At 58.9% G+C, this 13,067-nt stretch carries 12 protein-coding genes; 6 read left to right on the plus strand and 6 right to left on the minus strand.

The window, feature by feature from the left end; translation table 11 throughout:
• The first annotated feature begins 129 nt into the window (after positions 1–129).
• A complete protein-coding gene (locus tag RYB66_RS08805; RefSeq protein WP_004659112.1) occupies positions 130–315 on the plus strand; it encodes a PA3496 family putative envelope integrity protein in 186 nt (61 codons plus the stop codon).
• On the opposite strand, the gene RYB66_RS08810 is transcribed toward RYB66_RS08805, so the two are convergent.
• Positions 269–1,219, minus strand: coding sequence for a LysR family transcriptional regulator (locus RYB66_RS08810; RefSeq protein ID WP_002555913.1), 951 nt, complete (start codon positions 1,217–1,219; stop codon positions 269–271). The two genes, RYB66_RS08805 and RYB66_RS08810, sit on opposite strands and share 47 nt — an antisense overlap.
• 161 nt (positions 1,220–1,380) lie before the next feature.
• Between RYB66_RS08810 and RYB66_RS08815 the strand changes: the two genes are divergently transcribed.
• Together RYB66_RS08815 and oadA are read left to right on the plus strand one after the other, a co-directional pair.
• The gene (locus tag RYB66_RS08815; RefSeq protein WP_002555912.1) at positions 1,381–2,796 is read left to right on the plus strand and encodes an acetyl-CoA carboxylase biotin carboxylase subunit; all 1,416 of its coding nucleotides are present in this window, start codon (positions 1,381–1,383) and stop codon (positions 2,794–2,796) included.
• 11 nt (positions 2,797–2,807) lie between these two features.
• Positions 2,808–4,616, plus strand: coding sequence for a sodium-extruding oxaloacetate decarboxylase subunit alpha (oadA, locus tag RYB66_RS08820; protein ID WP_004667159.1), 1,809 nt, complete (start codon positions 2,808–2,810; stop codon positions 4,614–4,616).
• Between the two features lie 152 nt (positions 4,617–4,768).
• Here the strand turns inward: oadA and RYB66_RS08825 are convergent, their stop codons facing one another.
• Genes RYB66_RS08825 through RYB66_RS08835 form a run of 3 tightly spaced genes read right to left on the minus strand, consistent with a single transcriptional unit; the run spans position 4,769 to position 6,534 of the window.
• The gene (locus RYB66_RS08825; RefSeq protein WP_005734965.1) at positions 4,769–5,437 is read right to left on the minus strand and encodes a GNAT family N-acetyltransferase; all 669 of its coding nucleotides are present in this window, start codon (positions 5,435–5,437) and stop codon (positions 4,769–4,771) included.
• A 15-nt stretch (positions 5,438–5,452) separates the two neighbouring features.
• Positions 5,453–5,899 (minus strand): GNAT family N-acetyltransferase, encoded by a 447-nt coding sequence (locus RYB66_RS08830; RefSeq protein WP_057404181.1) that lies wholly within the window; start codon positions 5,897–5,899, stop codon positions 5,453–5,455.
• Positions 5,896–6,534 (minus strand): FMN-binding negative transcriptional regulator, encoded by a 639-nt coding sequence (locus tag RYB66_RS08835; RefSeq protein ID WP_005781446.1) that lies wholly within the window; start codon positions 6,532–6,534, stop codon positions 5,896–5,898. Before RYB66_RS08835 ends, RYB66_RS08830 begins: the two co-directional genes overlap by 4 nt.
• Before the next feature lie 89 nt (positions 6,535–6,623).
• Here RYB66_RS08835 and RYB66_RS08840 point away from each other — a divergent pair, with 89 nt between their 5' ends.
• From RYB66_RS08840 to RYB66_RS08850, 3 genes are all read left to right on the plus strand, one after another.
• The gene (locus RYB66_RS08840; protein WP_016982137.1) at positions 6,624–8,186 is read left to right on the plus strand and encodes a PLP-dependent aminotransferase family protein; all 1,563 of its coding nucleotides are present in this window, start codon (positions 6,624–6,626) and stop codon (positions 8,184–8,186) included.
• Positions 8,187–8,239: 53 nt separating this feature from the next.
• A complete protein-coding gene (locus RYB66_RS08845; RefSeq protein ID WP_005781451.1) occupies positions 8,240–9,451 on the plus strand; it encodes a YeeE/YedE family protein in 1,212 nt (403 codons plus the stop codon).
• Positions 9,452–9,571: 120 nt separating this feature from the next.
• Positions 9,572–10,459 (plus strand): bestrophin family protein, encoded by an 888-nt coding sequence (locus tag RYB66_RS08850; RefSeq protein WP_004659096.1) that lies wholly within the window; start codon positions 9,572–9,574, stop codon positions 10,457–10,459.
• Between the two features lie 59 nt (positions 10,460–10,518).
• Here RYB66_RS08850 and RYB66_RS08855 read toward each other — a convergent pair whose 3' ends face one another.
• Together RYB66_RS08855 and RYB66_RS08860 are read right to left on the minus strand one after the other, a co-directional pair.
• Complete coding sequence (locus RYB66_RS08855; protein ID WP_010199727.1) at positions 10,519–11,523, minus strand: asparaginase; 1,005 nt, start codon at positions 11,521–11,523, stop codon at positions 10,519–10,521.
• A 29-nt stretch (positions 11,524–11,552) separates the two neighbouring features.
• Positions 11,553–13,004, minus strand: a complete 1,452-nt coding sequence (locus RYB66_RS08860; RefSeq protein WP_005744886.1) for an alanine/glycine:cation symporter family protein — start codon at positions 13,002–13,004, stop codon at positions 11,553–11,555.
• Positions 13,005–13,067 lie beyond the last annotated feature (63 nt).

Consider the following 13,067-nt stretch of genomic DNA (forward strand, 5'->3'; position numbering starts at 1 on the left):
GCGAAATTCATCGATCTGTCATCTGCATGCCGCCTGATTGTCACTGTCGCGCTCCATTCTGGTGCTCCCACAAAACGTATTGGGAGACAGGATATGGCTCGGCATTACGATGATTTACCTACCAGCACCGTGAAAACCCGCCGCCAGCAGGAAGACCAGCGCCGCATGGAGTTTCGTCGGGCTATTGAGAGCTACAGTGAAGCGCGTCAGCTTAATCAGGAGCTGTGTGACTACATGGATGGTATCGACAACGCTGTATGGCAGACTATCAAGTTGCCCGCGGTCGACCGTCGAAACGCTCGACAAGCTGGTTGATCTGCGCACGTTCGGTGCGGATGAACGCAAGAAAGGCATGTGCCACGGGTGAAAGGCGTTTGTCTCGGGCCTGAGCCACGCACCAGCTTCGATACAGCGGCAGCTCCGCCACGGGTAGCTCCACGAGAGCACCGGTGGCGAGTTCCTGGCAGACCGCATGCCGTGTCAGCATCGCCAGGCCCAGTCCGGCGACCACGCATTCACGTTGCGCCTCGCTGGAAGACACCTCCAGCGTCTGCGTGAAATGCACGCGTTTCTCTTTGAAGTACTCCTCGCAGGCCCGGCGTGTGCCTGAACCCGTTTCCCGGGTCAGCAACGGCCAGGGCTCCAGGTCTTTCAAATTCAGCGTCGCATGGCTGCTCAGCGGGTGGTCGGGTGGTGCTACGGCGACAATCGGGTTGTTGAGAAAGGGTAGAAACTCCAGACCCATATCCAGCGGAACCGCTGACATCACTACAAGATCATCGCGGTTGTCCGATAATCGCCTGATTATCTGTGCACGATTGACAACCATCAGGCTCAGGCTGACTTCCGGGTGCTGGCGTTTGAATGCAGCGAAAAGGTGGGGGATGAAATACTTGCAGCTGGATTCAATCGCCAGCTTCAACTGGCCTTGCAGCGAGCCCTGCATGTCCGAAAGCTGCATGTCGAGACTTTCCAGGCGTCCGAAAATATCCCGGCTGGCCAGTTGCAGTGCCTGCGCCGCCTCAGTCAGGTAGAGCTTTTTGCTGACGTATTCGAACAGCGGCTGGCCGATCAGCTCCTCAAGCTGGCGAATCTGCAGGCTGACGGCAGGCTGCGTCAGAGACATCTCTTCGGCTGCACGGCTGTATGAGCGCAGATCACATACTTCATTGAAAATACGCAGCTGACGCAATGTCATACGCATCAATGACTTACGCATTTATAAGAGCTTCCTGAGACGACAAGAAGCTTCAACTATAAGCTTTTACTTATGCATGTCCCAACTTTTACTCATTTTTGTTAATCCTTGATTCGGCATAGGGTGTCCCTGCGGCATTCAGTCACATGCCCTGTTACAAAAACGGGTCGAGGAAAACGCCAGTGATAACAAAAATTCTGATTGCCAACCGCGGGGAGATTGCCGTCCGGATCGTGCGTGCCTGCGCCGAGATGGGTATTCGCTCGGTCGCGATCTTTTCCGATGCCGACCGGCATGCCCTGCATGTCAAGCGTGCTGACGAAGCCTATAGCATTGGTGCCGAACCGTTGGCCGGTTACCTGAACCCGCGCAAGCTGGTGAATCTGGCGGTAGAGACGGGCTGCGATGCGCTGCATCCCGGTTATGGCTTTCTGTCGGAGAACGCCGAGCTGGCCGACATCTGTGCTGAACGTGGCATTAAGTTTATCGGTCCGTCCGCAGAAGTGATTCGTCGCATGGGTGACAAGACCGAAGCGCGGCGCAGCATGATCAAGGCCGGTGTGCCGGTTACGCCCGGCACCGAAGGCAACGTCGCGGACATCGACGAGGCGCTGGTCGAAGGCGAGCGTATTGGTTACCCGGTAATGCTCAAGGCCACCTCCGGCGGCGGCGGGCGCGGCATACGCCGTTGCAACAGCCGCGAAGAACTCGAGCAGGCCTTCCCCCGGGTGATTTCCGAAGCAACCAAGGCCTTTGGCTCGGCGGAAGTGTTTCTCGAGAAGTGCATCGTCAATCCCAAGCACATCGAAGCGCAGATTCTGGGTGACAGCTTCGGCAATGTAGTGCATCTGTTCGAACGCGACTGCTCGATTCAGCGCCGTAACCAGAAGCTCATCGAAATCGCCCCCAGCCCGCAGTTGACGCCCGAACAGCGCGCCTACATCGGCGATCTGTCGGTACGTGCGGCCAAGGCGGTTGGTTACGAGAACGCAGGGACCGTGGAGTTCCTGCTCGCCGAGGGCGAGGTGTACTTCATGGAAATGAACACCCGGGTGCAGGTCGAGCACACCATCACCGAAGAAATCACCGGCATCGATATTGTTCGCGAGCAGATCCGTATTGCGTCCGGCCTGCCGCTGTCGATCAAGCAGGAAGACATCATTCACCGCGGTTTTGCCCTGCAATTCCGGATCAATGCCGAAGACCCGAAGAACAATTTCCTGCCCAGTTTCGGCAAGATCACCCGCTATTACGCGCCCGGAGGACCAGGCGTGCGCACCGATACGGCGATTTACACCGGCTACACCATTCCGCCGTTTTACGACTCGATGTGCCTGAAGCTGATCGTCTGGGCGCTGACCTGGGAGGAGGCGATGGACCGTGGCCTGCGTGCGCTGGATGACATGCGCCTGCAAGGAGTGAAGACCACGGCTGCCTATTACCAGGAAATTCTGCGTAACCCGGAATTTCGCAGCGGTGAATTCAACACCAGCTTTGTCGAGAGCCACCCCGAGCTGACCAATTATTCGATCAAGCGCAAACCCGAAGAGCTGGCTCTGGCCATCGCCGCCGCCATTGCCGCACACGCCGGTCTGTAAGGAATAGTGAAATGTCCAAGAAGATTTTCGTAACCGACACCATCCTGCGTGACGCTCACCAATCATTGCTGGCGACCCGCATGCGTACCGAGGACATGCTGCCGATCTGCGACAAGCTCGACAAGGTCGGTTACTGGTCGCTGGAAGTCTGGGGCGGCGCGACCTTCGATGCCTGCGTGCGTTTTCTCAAGGAAGATCCATGGGAGCGCCTGCGTCAACTGCGCGCGGCCTTGCCCAATACCCGGTTGCAAATGCTCCTGCGCGGCCAGAACCTGCTGGGCTATCGGCATTACAGCGATGACGTGGTCAAGGCGTTCGTCGCCAAGGCGGCGGTGAATGGTATCGATGTGTTCCGTATTTTCGATGCCATGAACGACGTGCGTAACCTGCGCGTTGCCATCGAAGCGGTAAAAGCTGCGGGCAAGCATGCGCAGGGCACCATCGCTTACACCACCAGCCCGGTGCACACCATCGAAGCGTTCGTCGCACAGGCCCGGCAGATGGAAGCGATGGGCTGCGATTCGGTGGCGATCAAGGACATGGCCGGTCTGCTGACTCCCTATGCCACGGGTGAACTGGTCAAGGCGCTGAAAGCCGAACAGTCGCTACCGGTGTTCATTCACTCCCACGACACCGCAGGCCTGGCTGCCATGTGCCAGCTCAAGGCCATTGAAAGCGGCGCGGATCATATTGATACGGCGATCTCCAGCTTTGCCTGGGGCACCAGTCATCCAGGCACAGAGTCGATGGTTGCGGCGCTCAAGGGCAGCGAGTTCGACACCGGGCTGGACCTGGAGCTGTTGCAGGAAATTGGTCTGTATTTCTACGCGGTGCGTAAGAAGTATCACCAGTTCGAAAGCGAATTCACGGCGGTCGATACCCGTGTGCAGGTCAATCAGGTGCCTGGCGGGATGATTTCCAACCTGGCCAATCAGCTCAAGGAGCAGGGCGCGCTCAATCGCATGGGCGAAGTGCTGGCTGAAATTCCGCGCGTGCGCAAAGACCTCGGTTATCCACCGCTGGTAACGCCGACCTCACAGATCGTCGGTACTCAGGCGTTCTTCAATGTGCTGGCTGGCGAGCGCTACAAGACCATCACCAATGAAGTGAAGCTTTATCTACAGGGCGGTTATGGCAAGGCGCCGGGGCCGGTAGATGAAAAGCTGCGTCGTCAGGCCATTGGCAATGAAGAACTGATCGATGTTCGTCCGGCCGATCTGCTCAGGCCGGAGATGACCAAGCTGCGTGCCGATATCGGCGCATTGGCCAAATCCGAAGAGGACGTGCTGACGTTTGCCATGTTCCCGGACATCGGCCGCAAGTTTCTCGAAGAGCGTGCAGCTGGAACGCTGACGCCGGAAGCGCTGCTGCCGATTCCCGAAGCCGGAAGCGTGGCCAGAGCGGGCGGCGAGGGCGTGCCGACCGAGTTCGTCATTGATGTGCACGGCGAAACCTATCGGGTCGACATCACCGGCGTGGGCGTCAAGGCCGAGGGCAAGCGCCACTTCTACCTGTCCATCGATGGCATGCCGGAAGAAGTGGTGTTCGAACCGCTCAACGAATTTGTCGGCGGCGGTGCCAGCAAACGCAAGCAGGCTCATGCACCGGGCCACGTCAGCACCACCATGCCGGGCAATATCGTCGATGTGCTGGTCAAGGAAGGCGATATGGTCAAAGCAGGGCAGGCGGTATTGATCACCGAAGCCATGAAGATGGAAACCGAGGTCCAGGCGTCGGTCGCGGGCAAGGTTGTGGCGATTCACGTTGCCAAGGGCGACCGCGTCAATCCGGGTGAGGTTCTGGTCGAGATCGAAGGCTGACCGGGCACATACAGATAATTCAACGATTTACCTCAGGGAAGCACTCGTGGCTTCCCTTTTTTTATTCTGTGCAGGCGGGCGCGGTTGTCACCGCTATCGTTGCGCACGCTCCAGCGTGGGAATGCCGTTCTCGACGCTCTGCGTCCTAAGGATCAGCGAAACGCCTCAAGCCCTTTGATCTGCTGCCCGTCCGCGAAGTTATCCACAGCCAGCCAGCATTCAAAGGCCTTCTGCAATTCAGGCCATTCGCTGTCAAGGATCGAGTACCACGCTGTGTCCCTGCTCTGGCCCTTGACTACCATGTGCTGGCGGAAGGCGCCTTCGTAGCTGAAGCCAAAGCGTTGGGCTGCGCGTTTGGAACGGGCGTTGTTGGCGTTGCACTTCCATTCCAGGCGGCGATAGCCCAGCGTGAATGCTTCTCTGGCCAGCAGGTAAATGGCTTCGGTGCCTTTGGGGGTTCGTTGCATGGCCGCGCTGAAGGTGACATGACCTATTTCGATACGCCCATGGGCGGCGACGATCGACATCAGGCTGATGACACCTTCGGCTTTACCGGTCTGCTGATCGACGACCGTATAAAACCATGGGTCGGACGCTGCCTGATGCCCGGACAGCCATGCATCAAAGGCACTGCGCTCGATAAAAGGCCCGTAAGGCAGGTAATCCCACAGTTTCGGGTCGGCATTCGGGCCCTGAAGCGCAGCCCACAAGTCATCGGCGTGACGTGTGGCATCGAGTTTTTCCAGGCGAATGAAACGGCCTGTCAGTGTGTTGGTTGTGGGCAATGCAGCGGCTTGCCAGTCCAGCAGAGTGTCGGACATCAATCACTTCCTGTTTCAGAGCGCTTTGCGAAATTGTATAAGGCCAGGCCGTTCGGCAATCCTTTCGTACAACTGAATGGCCGTGGCGTTGGTTTCGTGGGTCAACCAATGCACCTTGTCGCAACCGTCTGCCTTGGCCGTGGCGTAAACAAACTCGATCAGCTGCCTGCCAATGCCTGTTCCGCGTTGTTCGGGCGCGACAATCAGGTCCTGCAGGTAACAGGCATTGTTGATGCTCCAGTTGGAGCGATGGTAGATGAAGTTCACCATGCCCACCGCTTCGCCATCCAGCCAGGCCAGCGCCGAGTGGGTCGGCTCGTGCGAATCCACAAGGCGTTGCCAGGTGACGTCGCTGACGCCTTCGGCCAGCTCGGTATTGTAGAAACACAGATAGGCCTGCCATAGCGGCAGCCAGGCTTTATGGTCGTTGACAGTAACGGCGCGAATCCGGACATCGGTCATGACGTTCTCCCTGCGCTCATCAGGCGAGCGATTTGCTGGTCGTTTGCATTCTCGCTTGCTGCGAGGCCGTCGCGTACACCGGCCATGTCCGAAGCGCTGCGGTTCTGGCTGAGTTTGCGTTTGCCTTGCAGCCGCTGCACGGGAATTGCAAACCCTGCAATCGCCCCCAGCATTTTTGCAATGTAGTCCGCAGGTGCATCCTCGATTGACCAGGGTTGCGGGCGGCTGGATTCATGGTGATGGGTCAGGTCAGCCAGCAATTGGTGCAGTTGCGCTGCATCGGTAAAAACCGTGGCCTGCCCATAGGCATGCACGGCCAGATAATTCCAGGTAGGTACAACCTTGCCGTGTTCTGCCTTGCTCGGGTAGAAAGACGGGCTCACATAGGCATCGCCGCCGGGAAAAATCACCAGCGCCTCGACACCTGAGTTCAACTGCTGCCACTGTGGGTTGGCTCGGGCCAGATGCCCGTAAAGCGTGCCGTGCGGACCTTCATCGCGGCGCAACAGCAGCGGCAAGTGAGTCGCGTGCAATCCTTCTTCACCCTGTGTGACAAGAATAGCCAGGCGAGTTTGATCCATCTGCTCGTGCAGGCTGAGCGTGTCGTTTTCCTTGAAGGCAGCAGGTATGTACATGGTCATGTTCCTTGGCTGATGAAGCGATCGTAGGCAAGGTATTGGTCTGATGTAAGATCCATTTTTTATAAGTTTCATGGGACCAATTCATGCCCATCGCCCCTGTCGCGTTTCCACCCACGCTTACCGGCATTGAGCTGGACCCGAATCACGGCTTGAGCAAGCAGCTCTACGAGATTTTGCGCCAGCAAGTGCTGGATGGGCGCTTGAGTGGCGGCATGCGTCTGCCCGCCAGTCGCGATTTGGCGCATTCACTGGGCATCTCCCGTAACAGCGTCATACGGGCCTATGACCAGCTGTATGCCGAGGGTTTTATTGAAGGGCGCGTTGGCGACGGTACGTATGTTGCGCAGCTGTCTGAACGAAGCGCTGCGCCTCGACGGCCAAGCCGTAAAAAACTATCCACCAACTTACCCACAGGTGTATCCACAGGGTTACACACAGGTTTGTCCACAATTGCGGCTGAAATGCCGTCGAATTGTTCCGATGAAGTTATCCACAACCCGACACGCGTGCGGCTCGAAAAGCATCATTTGCACGAGCCGCCGACGGGTAGGCCGCGGGCTTTTCGGGTAGGCGTTCCAGCCTTCGATCTTTTTCCGTTTGCCTTGTGGGGCAAGCTGTATGCGGCCTTTTGGCGCAAGCCGGACCTTGCTCAGCTGGGTTACGGCACCGCTGCGGGAGATTCGCGGCTGCGTGAGTTGATTGCCGTTTATCTTCGTTCATCGCGTGGGTTGCACTGCACGGCTGAGCAAATTGTGATCACCAGTGGCGCGCAACATGCAATCAGCCTTTGTGCACAGTTGCTTTTGACGCCGGGCGATGGCGTTGCTGTGGAAAATCCAGGCTATCGCGCGGCGGGTCATGCGTTTGCACTGGCAGGTGCGCGATTGCACGGCGTGCCTGTGGATAACGAGGGCATGCGTTGCGCCGAGCTTGAGCAGGCCGATTGCAGATTGGCGTATGTGACCCCTTCGCATCAGTACCCGACTGGCGTAGTCATGAGCCTGGCACGGCGCCTGGAGTTACTGGCCTGGGCCGAGAGGCACCAGAGCTGGATTGTCGAGGACGATTACGATGGGGAGTATCGGTACAGCGGTTCGCCATTGGCCCCGTTGGCTGCGTTGGAGCAGAGTGGTCGAGTGCTCTATGTCGGCACATTCGGAAAAGTCGCCTTTCCGGCGCTGCGCCTGGGGTATCTGGTTCTGCCTGAGCAACTTGTCCGCCCGTTCAGCCAGCGCAAGGCGGTAGACATGCGCCATACCGAGATTGGCGTGCAGGCGGTCATGGCGCAATTCATTGCGTCGGGGCATTTCCAACGACACATCCGTCGTATGCGTCGCGCGGCGCTGAGTCGTCGCAATGCGCTGCTGGATAACTGGCCTGCCGACATAGCAGGGTGCGCTGCAATGCCCAGGGTGGTTGCAGGGCTGCATGTGATGGTCAAGGTAGACAGTGTCGCGCGTGAGCAGGCACTGATTGCCAAGGCTGGTAGCGTTGGCGTCGAGATGAATGCCTTGAGTGATTACTGGCTGCCCGACTCCAGTGAGCCAGTGGATAACCGCGCCGGGCTGGTTTTGGGTTTCGCCGCCGTGCCCGAGGTCGAGATCGCCGTTGCATTGAACAGGCTGCGCAAGGCCTGGTCCGAGTAGTCCCGCTGGCAGGCGTATAATCTGCACTTTCTGTTACTTGTCCTGAGATACCCATGAACAACTCTCTTACTGCAACACCCGGACGCAAGTTCGGCGCGCCGCTGGCTGCGCTGTTCCTGCTGCTGATGGGCGCCCAGTTTCTGCTGCTCAGTGTCGGCGCCCGCCAGGTAATGCTGTGGATCGTCGGCGCAGCGCTGGGCGTGACGCTGTATCACGCGGCATTCGGCTTCACCTCGGCGTGGCGGGTGTTTATCCGTGAGCGGCGCGGTGCGGGTTTGCGGGCGCAAATGGTCATGCTGGCGGTGGCTGTGGTGCTGTTTTTCCCTGCGCTGGGTGCTGGCACGCTGTTCGGTCAGCCCGTTACCGGACTGGTTGCGCCGGTCGGAATTTCGGTCGTCGTGGGGGCGTTCATCTTCGGTATCGGCATGCAACTGGGCGGTGGCTGTGCGTCCGGTACGTTGTTCACCGCAGGTGGCGGCAATGCACGCATGCTGGTGACGCTGCTGTTTTTCATCCTCGGTTCGTTGATTGCGACCCATCACGTCGACTGGTGGTTTGCCCTGCCTTCGTTCCCGGCAGTTTCGGTGGTCAAGACCTTCGGCGTATTGCCTGCGCTGATCGTGAATCTCGCTCTGTTCGCCTTGATCGCTTTCATAACCGTGAAGCTCGAAAAGCGGCGTCATGGACAGCTTGAAACGCCGGTTACCACTGACCATCGTGGGTTGAGCCGGGTGCTGCGCGGGCCATGGGTTCTGGTCTGGGGCGCTGTCGCGCTGGCGCTGCTCAATTACGCAACACTGGCGCTGGCGGGTCGTCCGTGGGGCATCACCTCGGCGTTTGCGCTATGGGGCGCGAAGGTAGCCAGTGGTCTGGGTGTGGACGTCGGCAGCTGGGTGTTCTGGCAGAGCGCGGCGAATGCCAAGGCGTTGGCGGCTCCGGTGTGGGAAGACGTCACCAGTGTGATGGACATCGGCATCATGCTCGGTGCCTTGCTGGCGGCAGGGCTGGCCGGCCGTTTTGCGCCGAGCCTGGACATTCCCACGCGCTCGCTGGTTGCTGCGGTCATCGGCGGGTTGCTGCTGGGTTATGGCTCTCGACTGGCCTACGGCTGCAACATCGGCGCGTACTTCAGCGGTATTGCCTCGGGTAGCCTGCACGGCTGGCTATGGCTGGTTGCAGCCTACGCCGGTAACGTGATCGGCGTGCGTTTGAGGCCGATTTTCTTTGCTGGCGAACGCCCGCAAGTGACGCTGACTGGCTGCTGAGGAAGTCTGTAACCCCAAGATAAAGCGGGTCGTTTGCGAACCATCTGCCGGTTTGGCATTCAAAGGCCATGCGGCAGATGTCAGCCTGCGATTCGCTTATTTTTCGATGGGGTAGTTCTTTTGCAGCAAACGATCATTTCGAAAATCCGTTTTCTCGGCAAGACCATCGGTTACGTGGGTTGGTCGCTTTTCTGGTTGTTGATTTGGGATGTGATCGTCACGGTCGACTTCATGCTGTATCTGGAGCGCAAGATCACGTTGCCTTCCATGCCGTTGACCCTGCTGGGCTCGGCACTTGTGGTCCTCACCAGCTTTCGTAATTCCAGCGCCTACAACCGCTGGTGGGAAGCACGAACGTTGTGGGGCGCGCTGGTCAATAGTTCGCGCAGCTTCGCTCGGCAGGTGTTGACGCTGGTCGAGGATGACGACGGGATCAACCCGGTCAAGGCCACGCTGTTGCGTCGCCATGTTGCCTACGTGAAATGCCTGTCCGCGCACCTGAAGGGCGCCAAATGTGGTGATGAGGTTCAGATGCTGATTCCTCGCGAGGAATTCGAACGTCGTCACGACACCAACAACTTTCCCAACGACCTGCTCAATACGTCGGCTGCGCTGTTGGCCAAGGAGTATCAGGCGGGGCGACTGGACAGCATTCGTCTGGCGCGTCTTGAGTCGACCATGGTGGACATCTCCAATTGCCAGGGCGGTATGGAGCGTATTGCCAACACACCATTGCCTTATCCGTACGTCGCTTTTCCGCGTCTGTTCATCACACTGTTCTGCCTGATCGTACCGATTGGCCTGGTGGAGACCCTGGGCTGGTTCACGCCGCTGGCATCAACCGTGGTGGGTTTCATGCTGTTGGCCATCGAAAAGATCGGTACCGACCTGCAGAGTCCGTTCCGTGCCAGCGAACATGAGATTCAGATGACGGCTTTGTGCGAAAACATCGAGCGTAATCTGGATTCGATGCTCAGGGGCGCGCAGGAAGAAAGCAAGGCTTCGTAAAGAGGGTGAGGCGTTGCGCGTGTGCAGAACGCCTCGGATAACGCAGAGATTGCGGCGGCTTAACGCAGCTCGCCACACAGGTCCAATTCGACCAGCCGCCTGACTTCCTCGGTCGTCAGGCTTGCCCCCAGCAGTGCATGCAGTTTGCCAAGCGCTGCCTCACGGGTCATGCCGCCACCGGAGAGCACGCCTGCACCGCGCAGACGGCTCCCCGCTTCGTAGACATCCAGCTCGACACCGCCTTCGTGGCACTGGGTAATCGCCACCACGCAGATACCAAGCGCTCGTGCATTTTCCAGGCTGGCCAGAAACTGCGGATCATCACTTGGCCCGGTGCCGCTGCCGAAGCACTCAAGCACCAGACCCCGAATACCGCTGTTGATCAGACCGTCCAGCTGAGCTGCGCCGACGCCGGGAAACAGCGGCAACACGGCGACCTCCGCCAGCGTCTTCGCCTGCCGGTAGTTCAGTGCATCGGGCAGCGAAACCACCGCATGACCGCCACGCGAGCGTTGCAGCGGTGCGAACGGTTGACGACCGAAGCTGCGAATTTTCGCGCAGCGCACAGGCGTCATCAGTTGCCCGTGGAAATACAGCTGAACGCCTGACACCAGACCCGAACCCAGCGCCAGCAGGGCACCGTTGACGTTTTCCCAGGCATCGCTGTCCTGCACGCCGGCAGGCAGCATAGAGCCGGTGAACAGCACCGGTGCGCTGAACCCCAGCAACTGGAAGCTCATCGCCGCTGCGCTGTACGCCAGGGTGTCGGTGCCATGCAGCACCAGAACAGCATCGCAGCCATCGACCTCCACCGCCTCGATCACCGCCTCACGCAGGCGCAGCCAGTAGGAAGGGGTCATGTTGGCGCTGTCGATCAGCGGCGACATCTCGCGAAAGCGCCACTGCGGCACCACCAGTTCCGGGTGCTCGGCCAGTTGCCCGGCCATCCGCGCCTCGAAACCCGAGGCAGGTGCCAGGCCGTTGGCGCTGGCCTGCATGCCAATGGTGCCGCCGGTGTAAAGAACCATGACGCTCTGAGCGGGTTTATGTGCATGATCAGTCATGGTTGTTCTCCGGCGTAAGGTCGCGTTGGTTATCGTGCTTCGGGTACAGGCTTGGCGGCCGCTTCGGCGTCCTGTGTCGACTGACGGGTCGGATTGGCTGGCCATGCGTTGCGGTCCAGGTCCAGATCAGGGAACTGGCTGGAATCGAACACCGGCGTCTTGATACCCGCCCGACGCTGCGAATCGTAGTCGTTCAGAATGCGCTTGACGACTTTGAACAGCATGGCGAGTGCGATCAGGTTAACGAACGCCAGCATGGTCATGGTGATGTCGGCGAACGCCAGTACATCTTTCAGGTCGACGACGGCACCCCACATGATCAGTACCAGCACCGCGATACGGTAGATGATGATGGTCTGGATCTTCTCGCCAAACAGGAACCGCAGGCTGTTTTCACCCAGGTAGTAGTTGTAGAGAATCGAGGTGAAGACGAACAGTGCCAGCGCCACGCTGATGAAGATTCTGCCCCAGTCACCGACCACTGCGGCCAGCGAGTTCTGCGCCAGAACGATGCCGTTGCCGTCGTAACCGATGTCGTAGATACCGGACAGCAGGATCAGCAAGGCAGTGCAGGTGCAGATCACGAAGGTGTCGAGGAACACGCTGAACGCCTGAACCACGCCTTGTGCAACCGGGTGCTCTACATGCGCCACGGCAGCCACGTTGGGCGCACTGCCCAGACCGGCTTCGTTGGCAAACACGCCACGCTTGACGCCCATCACGATAGCGCTGCCGATCAGGCCGCCGAATACCGGGTCAAGACCGAAGGCGCTTCTGACGATGGTCATCAGCATGCCGGGAACGTGGTCGATCTGCAGAACGATGACGTAGATGGTGACCGCGATGTAGATCAGGGTCTTGACTGGAACCAGCAGGTCGGAAATTGCCGCGATACGCTTGATGCCGCCGACGAAGGCCAGACCCAGCAGCACGACCAGACAGATGCCGGTGGTTCGGGTGTCGATGTTGAACGCGCTTTTCAGCGAGTCGGTCACGGCGTGGGATTGCAGGCCGTTGAAGGCAAAACCGAAGGTCACCAGCAACAGTACGGCCATGACCATGCCTAGCCAGCGCTTGCCCAGACCGTGCTGGATGTAAAACGCCGGACCGCCGCGGAACTGTCCTTCGGAATCCTTGCGTTTATAGAGCTGGGCGAGTGAACACTCGATGAAACTGCTGGACATGCCGACCAGTGCGGTTACCCACATCCAGAATACGGCGCCCGGACCGCCCAGCGTTACGGCAATGCCGACGCCTGCGATGTTGCCTGCTCCGACGCGGCCCGCAAGGCTGAGCATCAGGGCCTGGAACGAACTCAACTGACCCGCGCTGCTGCGCAGACTGTCGCGAAAAACCGAGAACATGTGGAAAAAGTGTCGAAACTGAACGAAACGCGAGCGGATCGTGAAGTAACTACCCAGGCCAACGATAAGTACGATCAGTACCTTACCGGAGAGAAAGTCGTTAATCATTTCCAGCATTTTTGTTATTCCTCGCTACTTTTGAGGGGGCGCACTATACCGGTGCAAAGTTTTTACGTCTGT

Source organism: Pseudomonas syringae group sp. 243L2 (assembly GCF_032587875.1).
In the GTDB taxonomy this organism is placed as follows: Bacteria; Pseudomonadota; Gammaproteobacteria; order Pseudomonadales; family Pseudomonadaceae; genus Aquipseudomonas; species Aquipseudomonas amygdali.